Annotated in this window: 10 protein-coding genes and 1 pseudogene; 8 read left to right on the plus strand and 3 right to left on the minus strand. The window is 45.5% G+C overall.

Annotation, left to right across the window (positions count from 1 at the left end; translation table 11 throughout):
* Nucleotides 1–166: 166 nt before the first annotated feature.
* The gene (locus ATB78_RS09105; RefSeq protein ID WP_061008457.1) at nucleotides 167–2395 is read right to left on the minus strand and encodes a hypothetical protein; all 2229 of its coding nucleotides are present in this window, start codon (nucleotides 2393–2395) and stop codon (nucleotides 167–169) included.
* Between the two features lie 531 nt (nucleotides 2396–2926).
* Here ATB78_RS09105 and artP point away from each other — a divergent pair.
* The 6 genes and pseudogenes from artP (at nucleotide 2927) to ATB78_RS09135 (ending at nucleotide 8365) form a co-directional block, all read left to right on the plus strand.
* The gene (gene artP, locus ATB78_RS09110; protein WP_155647779.1) at nucleotides 2927–3655 is read left to right on the plus strand and encodes an arginine ABC transporter ATP-binding protein ArtP; all 729 of its coding nucleotides are present in this window, start codon (nucleotides 2927–2929) and stop codon (nucleotides 3653–3655) included.
* Between the two features lie 88 nt (nucleotides 3656–3743).
* On the plus strand, nucleotides 3744–4475 hold the full coding sequence (locus ATB78_RS09115; protein WP_005443853.1) for an arginine ABC transporter substrate-binding protein: 732 nt from the start codon (nucleotides 3744–3746) through the stop codon (nucleotides 4473–4475).
* Nucleotide 4476: 1 nt separating this feature from the next.
* Entirely contained in the window at nucleotides 4477–5166 is a 690-nt protein-coding gene (gene artQ / locus ATB78_RS09120) for an arginine ABC transporter permease ArtQ (protein ID WP_061008459.1), read from the plus strand.
* On the plus strand, nucleotides 5163–5831 hold the full coding sequence (gene artM / locus ATB78_RS09125; protein WP_005388569.1) for an arginine ABC transporter permease ArtM: 669 nt from the start codon (nucleotides 5163–5165) through the stop codon (nucleotides 5829–5831). The genes artQ and artM overlap by 4 nt, the downstream gene beginning before the upstream one ends.
* A gap of 194 nt (nucleotides 5832–6025) precedes the next feature.
* Nucleotides 6026–7642, plus strand: a complete 1617-nt coding sequence (locus ATB78_RS09130) for a methyl-accepting chemotaxis protein (RefSeq protein ID WP_155647780.1) — start codon at nucleotides 6026–6028, stop codon at nucleotides 7640–7642.
* A 151-nt stretch (nucleotides 7643–7793) separates the two neighbouring features.
* Nucleotides 7794–8365: pseudogene (locus ATB78_RS09135) on the plus strand (protocatechuate 3,4-dioxygenase).
* Between the two features lie 9 nt (nucleotides 8366–8374).
* Here ATB78_RS09135 and ATB78_RS09140 read toward each other — a convergent pair.
* Complete coding sequence (locus ATB78_RS09140; protein WP_061008461.1) at nucleotides 8375–9205, minus strand: LysR family transcriptional regulator; 831 nt, start codon at nucleotides 9203–9205, stop codon at nucleotides 8375–8377.
* Nucleotides 9206–9323: 118 nt separating this feature from the next.
* Between ATB78_RS09140 and ATB78_RS09145 the strand changes: the two genes are divergently transcribed.
* Entirely contained in the window at nucleotides 9324–9971 is a 648-nt protein-coding gene (locus ATB78_RS09145; RefSeq protein ID WP_061008462.1) for a glutathione S-transferase family protein, read from the plus strand.
* A 96-nt stretch (nucleotides 9972–10067) separates the two neighbouring features.
* Here ATB78_RS09145 and ATB78_RS09150 read toward each other — a convergent pair whose 3' ends face one another.
* Nucleotides 10068–11585, minus strand: a complete 1518-nt coding sequence (locus tag ATB78_RS09150) for an arylsulfatase (RefSeq protein ID WP_039989407.1) — start codon at nucleotides 11583–11585, stop codon at nucleotides 10068–10070.
* A gap of 635 nt (nucleotides 11586–12220) precedes the next feature.
* Between ATB78_RS09150 and ATB78_RS09155 the strand changes: the two genes are divergently transcribed.
* Nucleotides 12221–15235, plus strand: a complete 3015-nt coding sequence (locus ATB78_RS09155; protein ID WP_017190889.1) for a flavocytochrome c — start codon at nucleotides 12221–12223, stop codon at nucleotides 15233–15235.
* The last annotated feature ends 186 nt before the right edge of the window (nucleotides 15236–15421 follow it).

Raw genomic sequence — 15421 nt, forward strand, 5'->3', positions numbered from 1 at the left:
ATACACAAGGTTTATGAAGATTCAGAGAATAGGGCGTTATCTGTGAAGTTGAAAACGAAGAGAATCGGAAGATAAAAACGTTAAACCCACGCTCTCCCGTTTACGCCGAAATCAGCAATTTGGATTGGGAGAGAGTGGAAGTAAACGCTATGTTTGGCAAGCCTAATCAGTACAGCAAAAACAGACCTTGGTAACCACCGATTTCGATTTGCGAAACGTAGTCACCGATGTTGCCGTCCTTGTCTACGGGTCTCATTGGCTCGTCTAAAGTGATGGTGATTTTAGGCGCAGTGAAATAGTCCGCGCTCTTGCCGAAAAAGTCGGTGCGGTACAACACTCTGCCTTTGCTAAACTCACGTGCTAATACCATCTCTGCAGGGCCTTGAGGCACCACACTGTTCTCAGAGCGATACGCAAAGTAGGTGAACGTAGGAGAAACGTAAGTAATGCCATCTGGTAGATCTGCATGTACCACTTCGTTCATCGACGAATCACCAATAACCGTGTAATCCGCTGGATAAGGCGTGCTGGTGGACATCATCAGTGGGATGGCCTCTGCGTCCTCGGGGAGCTGATTGGCAGGTTCGCCCAAATCAACGGCAAGTAAGGAACTTGGCTGATACGCAATATTCTTTGGTACGCCGGCCTTCCAGAAGTTATCACCTGTGGTGTTATTACTTCCATATAGGTAACCATTGTTCCACTGATTAAAGTAGTTGCGCTCAGGGTGATGATTTAAGTAAAACGCTGCCAGTGCAGAGTATTGGTCTTGCTGCCAGTTATCTTCAGTGTTGCCAAAGTATTGAACTCGACCATAACGCGTGGTCGCTTGATAAATCACTTTCTGACCCGCTTTGGCGAGTGCAGAGTTATCCCAAAACTTAGCTAAGCCAGCATAGCCACTAAAGCCAGTAGAAGGGAAAAGGTAATGCTCGCGTAAGTACAGAGAACCAGCTTCAACTAAGTGGTTTTGTCCATTACGGCCGAATAAGTTTGCCGTGCCTATGTTGAGGCCAATTAACGCATCCGCATCCAGCGTCGCCAGTTTGTTTAAGAAAGCCGAGAATTGCGCTTTGTAAGCATCGTCAGCAGCTTGGCTACCCGCGACTAAACCAAGTTCATCCACCGTACCACCGGAATAAACGTAGAACTGATTTGCTCCGAGTAACTTATTCGTATCGTCGTTGTACGCACCGTTTAAGCCTTGCTTCGCCCATTCAGCTTGGTAATAGTGGTGCATAGCGTTGGCAAAGTCGGGGTTGCCGAGATAGGTTAACGCCCAAGAAGAGGTTTGGTTCCACATACGACCAAATGGAATAACACGTGACTCCCAACGAAATCGTGCTGTCGCATTCTTATTCGAACGGTTTTTGTATTCACTCCAAGAAAGATAATTGTCTTGGTTGAGATCCGCAGATTTGTCGAAGCCACGAATTTTGCGCCAGCGTTGAATGGCTTGACCTTCAGGTGTTGCCGTTGGAGCGTCGGTCAACTTAACGGTTTGGAAGCTGTTTTTGAGCTTTACTTCTTTTAGACGAGGGCGATTCTCGATGTTTTCGTCATGCCAAGTAATTTTCGCAACGTAAAGACGCCCGCCATCGCGTAAAAAAGTGGAGCCAAAGTACTGACCACCACCATAGGTTTGTCCGCTGCCATCGTGTGTTGTAGCGCGAACCCAATCCGAAGGAACAGACCAGTTTACCGTTTGGTTTTTAGTCATGTTCTCAGTTTTGTCTTTTTTAATCGCGAAGCTTTTCCATTCTGTTACCTGACCAAAAGAGTCGATGGCAGAAGGGTATTCAATCGTGAAGCTGCCGCCTTGAGCAAACTGAGAGAACTTAAAGGTTAAGCGGTCGAACTTCTCTGAGTGATAAACATAGAGCGCACCACCATTATTCGCCTGACCGAATACGTCAGCATCCCATGGTGGTTGTTGATATAGCCAAAAACCGGCGTGGTCAGCGCTGGCGGTATAGCCAACGATCATCGGTTTTCGATTGAGTAAGGTATTTTCACCATGGCTAGAGTCTACCTCTGCGATGATTGTGTCTTCAGCAAAATGGAGAAAGTAATCCTCGTAATCAATCCCATTCAGCTCTGCCTCGTTGCGAATATCGTTTTCTACCCAACCCGCATTGAGCTCAAGCTTTTGGTTGTACATATAACCGATGGCTTGAACACGCTCGTTGTCAGCCTTGTTTGAATAAGCACCAAACACAATATCGGCGTTGTTAATTTCCCAATCGATCACATCATCGGCAGAGAGCGGGGCGTCTTGTAAATCGACACCTTGCTCATGCAATCCCGGTAAAACGACAGCAGTACCAGCCCAAGTAGTAGGCGAAAATAGGTTCAAAGAACCAAGCGCAAGCAGCGCAAAACGATATGGCTTCATTATTGAGTTGTCCCAATCAAAAAACTTCGATTACTCAAATTGCGAGTCAAATTACGAGGAAGTATTAGCGATCGGTCAGACCAATTCAAGAAAGTACTAGAACATCTCTCTTTTGATAAACTCTTTATAAGACGGATACGCTAAGCAAATCAGCTTTTTACAAAATGAGTCCTGTTTGTCTCAATTTTGAGCCTTGAAGAAGTAAAGAAAAGCTACGCGAGATCTTTCTCAAAATGAGAGGGGAAAATGCTTATACAACCAGTTACTGTCTTTCGGAATGATGCTCTCAATTAATGGTACTGCAGAGCATTGGCTTAAGTGTCCAATGGAATTCTAAGCTATCGAAATTATGGGCTTTTTTGATCAACAAATACCGTTAAAACCACACTCATTGCACCAGTCATATACTCTGCTGAGCTGGTTGTTTCTTATACAAAAAATTAACAATCTAAATTTTTATACATTTTTATTGCATAAAATCTCTTTCTTGCTAGTATAAGCTCCAGATGACAATTAATGCAGTATGGCAGCATGAGTATTCAAGTTAAAAGTATCAATAAGTCTTACGGCGATACCCAAGTTCTACACGATGTCAGTTTTAATTGTGAAAGCGGTGAAACGCTGGTGTTACTCGGTCCAAGTGGTGCAGGGAAGAGCTCTCTACTACGTGTTCTTAACCTTCTTGAAGGGGCGGATAACGGCCAGTTAAACATCGCTAATGACGCATTCGACTTTTCAACTGAAATCAAAGAGAAGCAAGGTTTAGCGCTTCGTCGTAAAGTGGGCATGGTGTTCCAACAGTACAACCTATGGCCACACATGACAGTGATGGAGAACCTGATTGAGGCTCCGGTAAAAGTCTCTGGCATGGATAAAGAAGAAGCGAAGAAGCAGGCAATGCAAATTCTCGCGATGCTGCATTTGGCAGACAAAGCGGATGCATGGCCGATGCAACTTTCTGGCGGTCAGCAACAACGTGTGGCGATTGCCCGCGCGCTGATGATGAAACCAGAAGTCTTGCTTTTTGATGAGCCTACCGCGGCGCTTGACCCTGAAATCACCAACCAAGTGGTCAAAATCATTAATGATTTAAGCGAAACCGGAATTACACAAGTAGTTGTGACCCACGAGGTGGATTTCGCCAAGAAAATCGCTAGCCATGTTCTATACCTAGAACAAGGACACATCGTAGAACACGGCACGCACGACGCATTTGTTAATCCGCAAACCACTCAGTTTGCCGATTACCTAAATCACTAAATTACGTTTTTAAAGTTCAGTCTATTTAACAGATAAGCTCGGCTGTCATTGCGAGTGTCAGCCCACTAAGTACACACGGAGTATTGCAATGAAAAAGATTTTACTAGCTTCACTAATCGGTCTTGTCTCAGCGAACGCAGCAGCACAAGAAGAGATCAAATTCGCGATGGAAGCGACTTACGCACCATTCGAATACATGGATGAAAACAACCAAATTCAAGGTTTTGATGTGGATCTGGCGAACGCACTATGTAAAGAAATGGAAGCAAAATGTACCTTCCACAACCAATCTTTTGACAGCCTGATCCCTGCATTAAAATTCAAGCGTTACGATGCGGCTATCTCTGCAATGGATATTACTGACGCGCGTTTGGAGCAAGTGAACTTTTCTGACCCTTACTACGACAACTCAGCAGCGTTTGTTTCTATCAAAGAAAAAGTAGCTGATCAAAAAGCACTAGAAGGTAAGCGTGTTGGTGTTCAAAACGGTTCAACACACCAAAGCTACCTAATTGAACAAATGCCGGGCGTAACAGCGGTTCCTTACTCAAGTTACCAAGACGCATTCATCGATATGAAGAATGGCCGTATTGATTCTGTATTCGGTGACACAGCTGTCGTAGCAGAATGGTTCAAGAAAGAAGACAACCTAGCGTACGTTGGCGAGCACGTCACTAATCCTAAATACTTCGGTAACGGTTTCGGTATCGCAGTAAACAAAGGCAACGACGAGCTAGTGAACAAGCTGAACACGGCACTGAAAACAGTGAAAGCGAACGGCGAATACGACGTAATCTACAACAAGTACTTCGGTAAGTAATATGGCACTAACGGGTTACTCTTTGTCGCTTGTTCAAGCTAGTTGGATGACTGTCCAGCTAGCCTTCACAAGCCTTTTAGTCGGTTTGATTCTGGCAGTGGTATTCGCCAGTGGTGAAATGTCTCGCCGCGTTTTCGTTAAATGGCCAATGACGGCGTTTGTAACGATTGTGCGTGGCTTGCCAGAAATCCTTGTCGTGTTGTTCATCTATTTTGGTTCGACGCAGGTTCTGTTTTTAATCACCGGCGACTTTATTGAAGTTAGCCCGTTCTTGTCTGGCGTGGTGGCGTTATCATTGATCTTCGCTTCCTACGCTTCTCAAACTCTACGTGGCGCATTGAAAGCCGTTGGAAGAGGGCAAAGAGAAGCAGCAAGTGCATTAGGCATCAGTCAAGCACACGCTTTTGTTCGCATTGTTTTGCCACAAGCAGTAAGACACGCACTACCAGGATTAACTAACCAATGGTTGGTTCTGCTGAAAGATACCGCACTTGTATCACTGATCGGGGTAACGGATTTGTTGAAACAAGCGCAGCTAACATCTGCAGCGACGCATGAAGCGTTTACATGGTACGCAACTGCAGCGGCGATTTACTTAGGCATTACTTTGATTACACAACGTGCCGTAAAACTGATTGATAAGAAATTCTCAATTCAAGACATGAGTATGGGACAGGAGGCAACTGCATGAACGAACAACACGTTTGGCAAATGCTGGATGGCTTAGGCACTAGCCTTCAATTGACCGCCGCTTCTTTGGTGGTGGGCTGTCTCTTAGCTTTGATGATGACGCTGACTCTGATCTTACGTACTCCGGGTTTGCATTGGGTAAGTCGTGGCATCATCACCTTGTTCACTGGTACACCTTTGTTGGTACAGATCTTCTTGGTGTACTACGGTCCGGGTCAGTTTGACGCTGTAAGAGAAAGTGTATTCTGGACATGGTTAAGCCAACCTTGGTTCTGTGCGATGTTGGCGTTAGCGTTGAATACCGCGGCGTACAGCACTCAGTTGTTCAAAGGGGCGTTTAACGCGATTCCTTCCGGTCAATGGCAAGCGTGTCGTGCATTAGGCATGAACAAAACCGCAACACTGAAAGTGCTGCTTCCATACGCTATTCGTCGTGCTGTTCCGGCTTACTCGAACGAAGTGATTTTGGTCTTCAAAGGTACGTCGCTAGCAAGCACGATTACGATCATGGATCTGATGGGTTACGCGCAGCGCATTAACGCACAAACTTACGATACGTTGACGGTATTTGGTATTGCAGGCGCATTCTATTTAACGGTAAATGGTGTGCTAACTCTCATTTTCCGTCAGGTAGAGAAGAAAGCATTGGCGTTCGAAGCCGCATAAACACATTTAGAAACAATTTGATTTTATAAATGCCCCTACTTAATGACTCTCGAGTAGGGGCATTTTTTATGATTGAAGCATATTAAAAGTGTCATATTTCTTGATGCTAAGTTCCTTCCATTCCCCGTTTATATGATTGCGGTGTTCTGTAAAGGACAACACACAACATAATGAACTAAATTGGGGAAAACCCTGTGAAAACAATAATTAATAATCTGTCTATACGAGCGCAACTTGTGTCGCTCTCTGCCGTGGTGTCTATTTTCTTCGTCTTGATTTATTCGATAAGTATCTATCGTTTAGATGTTGCCGCTGAGCGGTTAGTCGAAGCCAGAGACTCATCTTTTTCTACCATAAACTCCGTCTATAAGAATGAACTGATCACGGCGTACAACATTCGTTTGTTGTTCTCGAAAGCAGCGCAACGAGAGGAGTTTTACGATCAATTCAATCGAGGTTTGAACGACTGGGCAAGAAGCATCAAAGATAAATACAGCGAGGACAAAAGCCGAGAAACGCAAGACCGCCTCGACAACTTTGAGCGCTACTACAATCACGTTTCAAAACTGGGTCAGATCACGTACCGTTTTCAAAATGGCGCTTTGTCTGAAGAAGCCTATGACGAATATTTCAATCAAGCTGATGATTTAGCGTTTGAGCTGATCGATTCGCTGAATGACTTCATCGAGCAGGTCAACTTCAGCATTGATGAAGAGTTTGCGGATGTGGAATCGGACGTGTACCGCGATGAAATTATTGGTGCGATTCTTATGGCAATCGCAGCTGTGCTATCACTTGGTCTGGTGTTTATTGCCTCTGGTTACCTCTCTCTGCCAATCAAAGAAGTGGATACCAAGTTGAACCTTATGGCTGATGGCGATTTTCGTGTTCGAACTAATGTAAAAGGGAAGAATGAGATTGGCAGTTTGGCTAGTTCAATTAATCAAGTGAGCGAGTCTGTGGGTAGCGTTGTTCGTGAACTGAATGACAACGGCGAGCGTGTTGCCGCGTCTGCCTCTAAGCTTTCTTCAGTGATGCAGCACTCTAAAAAGAACATGGAACAAGAAAAGGCACAGTTTGATCAGATCAGCGTTGCGGTTACCGAGCTATCAAACACCTCGCAAGAAGTGAATAGTAATGCTCAAATGGCAGAAGAAGCCTCTCGCCTTGCGATTTCGAACATTACTCTAGGGCAAGAGCACGTAAATCGTTCGCAATCAGTGGGTGAAGATATGTCTCTCGCAATTCAAGAAGCTTCAGTAAAAGTTGAGAAGCTTAATGAATACTCGCAGAGCATCAGCAACGTGATTGAAGTGATTGATAATATCTCCGGCCAGACAAATTTACTGGCACTCAATGCTGCGATTGAAGCCGCAAGAGCAGGAGATCAAGGCCGAGGGTTCGCCGTAGTTGCTGATGAAGTTCGTAGCTTAGCGGTACGTACTCAAGAGTCGACGTCAGAAATCTATGAGGCGGTTGAATACCTTCAAAGCCAGTCAGTTGAAGTCAGCCAACTGATGGAACAAAACGTTGAACTGATCGATCACAATCGCACAATAACGGAAGAAGTACGTTCTGCCTTTGGTCAAATTTCAGAGGCGGTGGAGAACATTTCCACACTTAATGCGCTGGTCAATACCGCCTCATCTGAACAAGCGGATGTAACCCAAGAAATTGCACAAAGTTTGGGGCAACTGAATGACATTGTCAGCCTAAATTTAGCGGGATCTGTCCAGTCTAATGTTGCAGCCGAAGAGTTAGCAGAAATGGCAGAAAACCAGAAGAATACGCTCAGCCGATTTAGCGCCTAATCGTTTCGTTATATGTACTGAGCTCTAGCGATTTAATCCATGCCTCTGCAATGCAGGGGCATTTTTGTGTCTACTATCAGACGTTATCTTAAGCTGGAAAAATGAAGAGGTTTCGCCACACTTACTACAATAAAAGGAAAAGGCTGAAACCATGGAAAGAAGACACTTTTTAGCGCTGTGGACATTGTTGTTCGCACCCTCTTTAAAAGCGAAAACACCAATGCGGCCGACGCCAGCACAAACAGAAGGGCCATTTTATCCAGTAGTGGACATTCCTCTTCGTCAAAACTTGATTCTGCAATCGGAGGGCTTGGTCGGTGAGCCTATCGTGCTGCAAGGCAAAGTCGTAGATATATCGGGAAACCCAGTTTCAGGCCTCAAAGTAGAAATCTGGCAATGTGATGGGCAGGGGATTTACGATCATCCTAACCAGCCAAATAATGATAAGTTTGATGCTCACTTTGCAGGCTTTGGCGCGGCAGAAACTCAATCGGATGGTCGTTACTTGTTCCAGACTTTGTATCCTGTGCCGTATGCTTCTCGTCCGCCGCACATTCACGTTAAGTTGTGGAGGGGTAACCAAGAGCTTCTGACCACTCAATTATACTTAAAAGGCAATACTGGTGATGAATGGTGGGTGGCAAAGCCCGTGATTATCTACAGTTTGAGACTATACGAATCGACGGGCGCTTAACGGGCGAATTTAACTTTGTGATTGGTTAGCGAATCCAGTTAAGCCATTAACTCAACCAATTGCGCCAAGCATTCTTTATCCAGTATCGGATGAGGCTCGACGCCCGTGACCAAAACAATATCCACGGAAGGCAGCGATGGCATATCGTCTAAGATCTTAAGATCCTCGCTAACGCTAATACTGCCCATCGCACCGATAGCCATGCCTGAACGTACAATCGCTCGTTGTGCGGAGGCCGTATTGCAACATGCCAGTAGTTGATAAGGAGTACCACGTTTGGTTAATCCGTCTACTGCTGCCGCATGGTATTTGCAGTCGGTTTGGAATAGGGCGAGAGGGAGAGGTTGGGCTTGCTCGATGTCAAAATCAGGATGAGCAATCCACACGCCTTTGTCGCTTGCTAGCCAGTAACCTTCCTCACTGTCCGGTGCTCTTGTCACAATAGCGGCGTCTAGCTTTCCTTCATCAAGTTTTTCTCTCAAGGTGATGCTTGGCTCACTAAAGACTTGAATCGAACATGTGGGCTCAGATTGCTGTAATACGCGGATGACTTTAGGCAAGATATTGTCGTTGTAATCCTCGGGGCAACCCAAGCGAAGAGGGCGCTTATTCTCATAACGTTTCACTTGTTTCAGCGCTTGATTGTGCAAGCTGACCAATTGCTCGGCGTGAGAGCGCAATGCTAATCCCGCTTCACTTAAGACAAGATTGCGACCTTCTTTTTCAAACAAACTGACGCTGAGTTCGTCTTCCAGCTTACGCATTTGTGCACTAAACGCTGATTGGGTGCGATTGATCTGCTTGGCAGCACGAGTGAAACTTCCCGTTTCTACAAAAGCAAGAAAGCTGCGCAACGCATCGATATCCATATCTAAAACTCATCCATCGTTTTTGTTTAAGTGTTCCATCAAAACTATCCGTTAGTCCCCTTAAATACAATCAGATATTGTGAATGGGTACTCAAAACACGAACCGCATGGAGGCGTCATGAAACTGTTTATTGCTAATCAAAACTACTCAAGCTGGTCACTTCGCGCATGGCTGATCTTTTCTCAATTCAAACTGGATGTGAAAGTCACCAAGCTCAAATTATTCACGGAAGATTTTTATAAGACCTTGGAAGGTATTACACCAACGGCGAAAGTACCTACCTTGGTGGATGGTGACGCAACCGTGTGGGATTCATTAGCGATTTTGGAATACGTTAACGAGCAATACTTACAAGGCAAAGCATGGCCAAGCAACTCCGCAGAACGAGCTAAAGCACGCGCGATTGCCTCAGAAATGCACTCGGGTTTCTTGGATTTAAGAAACGAACTCCCAATGAACATCCGCGCGCGCAGAAAAGTCGATTTAACGGAGGGTGCGCGTAAGGATATTGCGCGTATTGATGCCATTTGGGCTGAGCAAGCCAAACTGTATCCCAACGGTTGGCTATTTGGAGAATGGTCAATCGTCGATGCCATGTATGCACCAGTGGCATTGCGTTTCCAAACTTACGGTATCGAGTTATCGGAAGGTGCCAAAGCTTACCAACAGAAGGTGCTAGCAAGTGAATCTCTAAAGCAATGGTTGGAAGAGGCGAACCAAGAAACGGATATCGTAGAAGAAGATGAAGCAGGGGTAGAGGTTTAAACATAAAAATACGGAGTACAGATACCAGCGATAATATCCGTACTCCGTAGGCTTAATGCTTTTTAAGTGGAGTAAATGTACTTAAGTTCGTTTTGACTAATTCCGTTGCGGTTGCGTCATAGCATCAACCACTTGTTCGATACTCAAAGAGCTGCCTTTTGTCGCTGGGAACTCTTTAAAGGTTTCGAGGAATTTGCGAACGATCGCTTGGGCTGGCACAAACATCCACATTTGATCTGCGTAGAAGTGGCGAACGTAAAGTGCAGAGTCTGGGCCTACTTCAAATGGGTCCATACGCAGGTTAACAATCAACGGCCAGCTAGGCGTTTTACGGTAAGCTTCGTTAATCGCACCTTCCATAATCGTAAAGTGGATTTTCCAATCTTTGTAACGCAGTGCGTTTAAGTGACCGCCGGCATCGAAGTAGAAGATCTCGTTACGTGCGCCCGTTTCGGTTTTACCAGTAAGTAGATCCAACTGGTTGTAACCATCAAGGTGCGCTTTAAAGGTCTTGTTGTTTGCCTTATGGCCTTTTAGCAGTTTCTCTTTGATATCTGGCTCACCAACGGCAGCAAGCAGTGTTGGCATCCAGTCTTCTTGAGAGAAGATATCGTTGATCACCGTACCCGGTTTGATTTGACCCGGCCAGCGAACCATCATAGGAACACGGAAACCACCTTCCCAAGTCGTACCTTTCTCGCCTTTAAATGGTGTTGTACCACCATCTGGCCAAGTGAATTTCTCTGCACCGTTGTCGGTACTGAAAATTACAATGGTGTTGTCAGCGACGCCAAGTTCGTCGAGCTTTTTCAGCATCACGCCAACTTGGTCATCCAAATCCATCATGCCATCTGCATATAGGCCATAACCGGATTTGCCTTTGTATTCGTCGCTTAGGTGAGTCCAAACGTGCATACGAGTTGAGTTGTGCCAGATGAAGAAAGGTTTGTCTTCTTTTACGGCTTTTTCCATAAAGGCAAGGCTTGCTTCCATAAACTCACGGTCTACGTTTTCCATGCGTTTACGAGTCAGTGGACCTGTATCTTCGATCTTGCCATCTGCCGTCGATTTAAGAACGCCACGAGGGCCGAATTTTTTACGGAATTCAGGATCTTTAGGGTAGAACTCTGATTCAGGCTCTTCTTCTGCATTCAAGTGGTAAAGGTTACCGAAGAACTCGTCAAAACCGTGGTTAGTCGGCAAGTGTTCGTCTTGGTCACCCAAGTGGTTTTTACCAAACTGACCTGCAACATAACCGTGGTTCTTCAGCAGTTCGGCGATGGTTGGATCTTTAGCTTGAATCCCTTCCTTTGCGCCTGGCATGCCAATGGTAAGAAGACCGGTTCGGAATGGGTGCTGACCAAGAATGAAGGATGCACGACCCGCAGTACAGCTTTGTTGCGCGTAGGCATCAGTGAAAATGGCACCTTCCTTTGCGATGGTATCGATGTTTGGTGTACGACCCCCCATCATGCCGTTGTGGTAAGCGCTAATGTTGTAAACACCCACATCGTCGCCCCAAAATACCAAAATGTTGGGTTTATCTGCTGCTAGCAAACTGACAGGCGCGACGGCGCTCATCAATACAAGAAACTGTCTCAATATCCTGTTCATCGAGTCCTCCTGGACAATAAATAGAGTTCATTTCTTTTGGAGTAAGAGAATGCGAATTAACCGTAAAGCTGATCAGTGAATTGCCAAATAAGCATAGTACACCTGATTGATTTTTCGGCTTTAGATACGCTTTTCTTATGAATAACAAGAGGAAGAAAAGTAGAGTAATCGCAATGAAACTTCGGTGGGCAAAGGATTTGGAGCGTTAAAGAGCGTCAAAAATCAATTTTTATTTTGTTGGAAGTCGGTGTTTTTATGAGTCTCTGTACTTTTCTTTGTCTATCGAATTTGATGCCAGGCACTTCTATTTTCAAACTATTTCTTCGCAAGCCCGAAGCTTAAATTACCTATTAAATTCTCGATCAGAAAAGGCTTAACGCCTAATTAAACATTAAGGCGTCGCACTTCATCTCCTGCCGTTTTTGCCATTCAAATCAAACCACTTAGCCTTTAATTAATGCGCATCAATCATAGCTAAAATGCAAAGTATTCATTTTACTCATACGGTCAAATCAATAATATTTTTGTGGTTATCGAATGAGGACATTGGTTTTCATATCAAAAACACTTGTGGTGCGTTGGTCGAACTGGAGGTGCCTTTGATATGAGAATTAATCTGTTAAAGGAAACTATTTATGGCTCAGTTAGTCGATGAAATTGTATTTCAATCAGGGGTCAAACTGCATAATCGCATCGTGATGGCACCGATGACGATTCAGTCTGCATTCTTTGATGGCGGCGTAACGCAAGAGATGATCAATTACTACGCAGCACGTTCTGGTGATGCAGGGGCGATCATTGTCGAGAGTGCGTTTGTCGAGAATTACGGTCGTGCTTTCCCGGGTGCGCTGGGTATTGATACCGACAGCAAAATCGCAGGTTTAACAAAGCTTGCCGATGCGATTAAAGCAAAAGGCTCTAAAGCGATTCTGCAGATCTACCATGCGGGTCGTATGGCAAACCCTGAGTTCAATGGTGGACACCAACCGATTTCTGCAAGTCCTGTCGCTGCGCTACGTGATAATGCTGAAACACCACTTGAGATGACCAAAGAGCAAATCGAAGAGATGATCGAGCGCTTTGGTGATGCAGTAAACCGTGCAATTCTTGCTGGCTTCGATGGCGTAGAAATTCACGGCGCAAACACATACCTGATTCAGCAATTCTTCTCGCCGCACTCAAACCGTCGTAACGACAAATGGGGTGGCAACATTGAAAGACGTACTTCTTTCCCACTGGCTGTACTTGCAAAAACTAAGCAAGTGGCTGAGCAACATAACAAATCTGATTTCATCATCGGTTACCGCTTCTCTCCTGAAGAGATTGAACAACCGGGCATCCGCTTTGATGACACCATGTTCCTGCTAGATAAGCTTGCGACTCACGGCTTGGATTACTTCCATTTCTCAATGGGTAGCTGGTTACGTAACTCAATCGTTACGCCAGAAGACCAAGAGCCGCTAATCGACAAATACCGTAAGCTTCAATCTGAAAGTGTTGCGAAAGTACCAGTGATTGGTGTTGGTGGTATTGCTCAGCGTAAAGATGCAGAAAATGCCCTAGAGCAAGGTTACGACATGGTTAGTGTCGGTAAAGGTTATTTGGTTGAACCTACTTGGGCAAACAAAGCGCTTAACGATGAGACCTGTGCTGAGTTCGCGGACATCGCGCAACAAGAAGCGCTGCAAATCCCAACACCACTTTGGGAAATCATGGATTACATGATTGTGGACAGCGCAGCAGAAGCATTGAAGCACCAACGCATTAAAGAGCTGCAGAACGTTCCAATCAAATTCAACTCAGGTGAATACACGGCGTATGGTCGCGGTCACAATGGTGACTTGCCGGTTACCGTTACGTTCTCTGAAGATAAAATCCTCGACATTGTGGTGGACTCTTCCAAAGAATCGGACGGCATCGCAAACCCAGCGTTTGAACGTATTCCTCAACAAATTCTTGATGGACAAACACTGAACATCGACGTGATTTCAGGCGCAACAGTCAGCAGCCAAGCGGTACTGGATGGTGTATCGAACGCGGTTGATCTAGCTGGCGGTAACTCAGAAGCACTGCGCTGCAAAGCCAAAGAAGCGGTGGCATGGTCATCGAAAACCATCGAAGAAACCGTGGATATTGTGGTTGTTGGTGGCGGCGGTGCCGGCTTGAGTGCAACGTTGACGGCACTAGATAAAGGTAAGTCGGTTATTTTGCTTGAGAAGTTCCCTGCAATCGGTGGTAACACGGTGCGTACTGGCGGTTGGGTGAATGCGGCAGAACCAAAATGGCAAGGTGATTTCCCAGCACTTCCTGGCGAAAAAGAAACCTTGATGCTGCTAGCGAAAACAGCGGAATCCGAGTTTGCGGGTGAGTACCTTGAAGATTTCAAAGTACTTAAAGCGCAACTGGACGGTTACTTCACAGACCTTGAGAACGGCAAGCAGTACTTGTTTGATTCTGTCGAATTACACCGCATTCAAACCTACCTTGGCGGTAAACGCACCGACTTGAACGGTGAATCGATTTACGGTCAATACGATTTGGTTGAAACCCTAACGTCTCGCTCTATGGAATCCATTGATTGGTTGAGTGAAAAGGGCATTGATTTTGACCGTAGCGTTGTTGAGATCCCAGTTGGTGCCTTGTGGCGTCGTGCACACAAACCTAAACGTCCAAAAGGCGTAGAGTTTGTCGACAAACTATCAAAACGCATCCAAGAGCAAAACGGTCGTATCATTACAGATACACGAGCGACGGATTTGATGGTTGATAACGGTAAAGTGGTAGGCATCAAAGCGGTTCAGGCGGACGGTACCGAGCTTATCCTACATGTGAATCATGGTGTGGTATTGGCTTCTGGTGGTTTCGGTGCAAACACTCAGATGATCAAAAAGTACAACACCTACTGGAAAGAAATCGCGGACGACATCAAGACCACAAACTCACCTGCATTGGTTGGTGACGGCATCGAAATTGGTGAGAAAGCGGGCGCAGAATTAGTTGGTATGGGCTTTGTGCAATTAATGCCAGTTGGTGACCCTAAATCAGGTGCGCTGTTAACTGGTCTGATTGTGCCACCAGAGAACTTTGTATTCGTGAACAAGCAAGGTAAGCGCTTTGTTGATGAGTGTGGTAGCCGTGACGTGCTTTCTGAGGCGTTCTTCGATAACGGTGGTCTGATCTACATGATTGCGGACGAGAACATTCGTCAAACCGCAGCGAATACATCAGATGAAACCATCGAACGCGAAATCAAAGAAGGCATCATTATTCAAGCTGACACGCTAGAAGAGTTGGCAGAGAAAATTGGCGTTCCGACGCAAGAGCTAACTAACACCATCGCACAATACAACGCTTGTGTGGATGCGGGACAGGATCCTGAATTTCATAAGAGTGCGTTCGGTTTGAAAGTGGAAAAAGCACCGTTCTACGCGACGCCACGTCAGCCTTCAGTTCACCATACAATGGGCGGCTTGAAGATTGATACTAAGGCGCGAGTGATTGGTAAAGACGGCGAAGTTATTCAAGGTCTGTACGCAGCGGGCGAAGTAACGGGAGGCATCCACGCGGGTAACCGTCTCGGAGGTAACGCGCTGATCGATATCTTCACTTATGGTCGTATCGCTGGTGAGAGTGCATCTGATCTTGTTTAAGCACTCATTCAAGAGCGAAACAGAGCAATATAGGTAATAAATAAGAGGGGAGTGATGCTTCTAATGCCGTTCACTTAAGGTGAGCGGCATTGTTTTTTCTAGGGTATCGGCTAGGTTTTTTCTTCACTACTCTAGGGAAGGATCTTTCCCGTCTTGGCTCTAATATTAAACTCTCGCTTATTGAGT

Origin of the sequence: Vibrio sp. CUB2 (assembly GCF_001557945.1) — a bacterium.
Lineage (GTDB): Bacteria > Pseudomonadota > Gammaproteobacteria > Enterobacterales > Vibrionaceae > Vibrio > Vibrio owensii.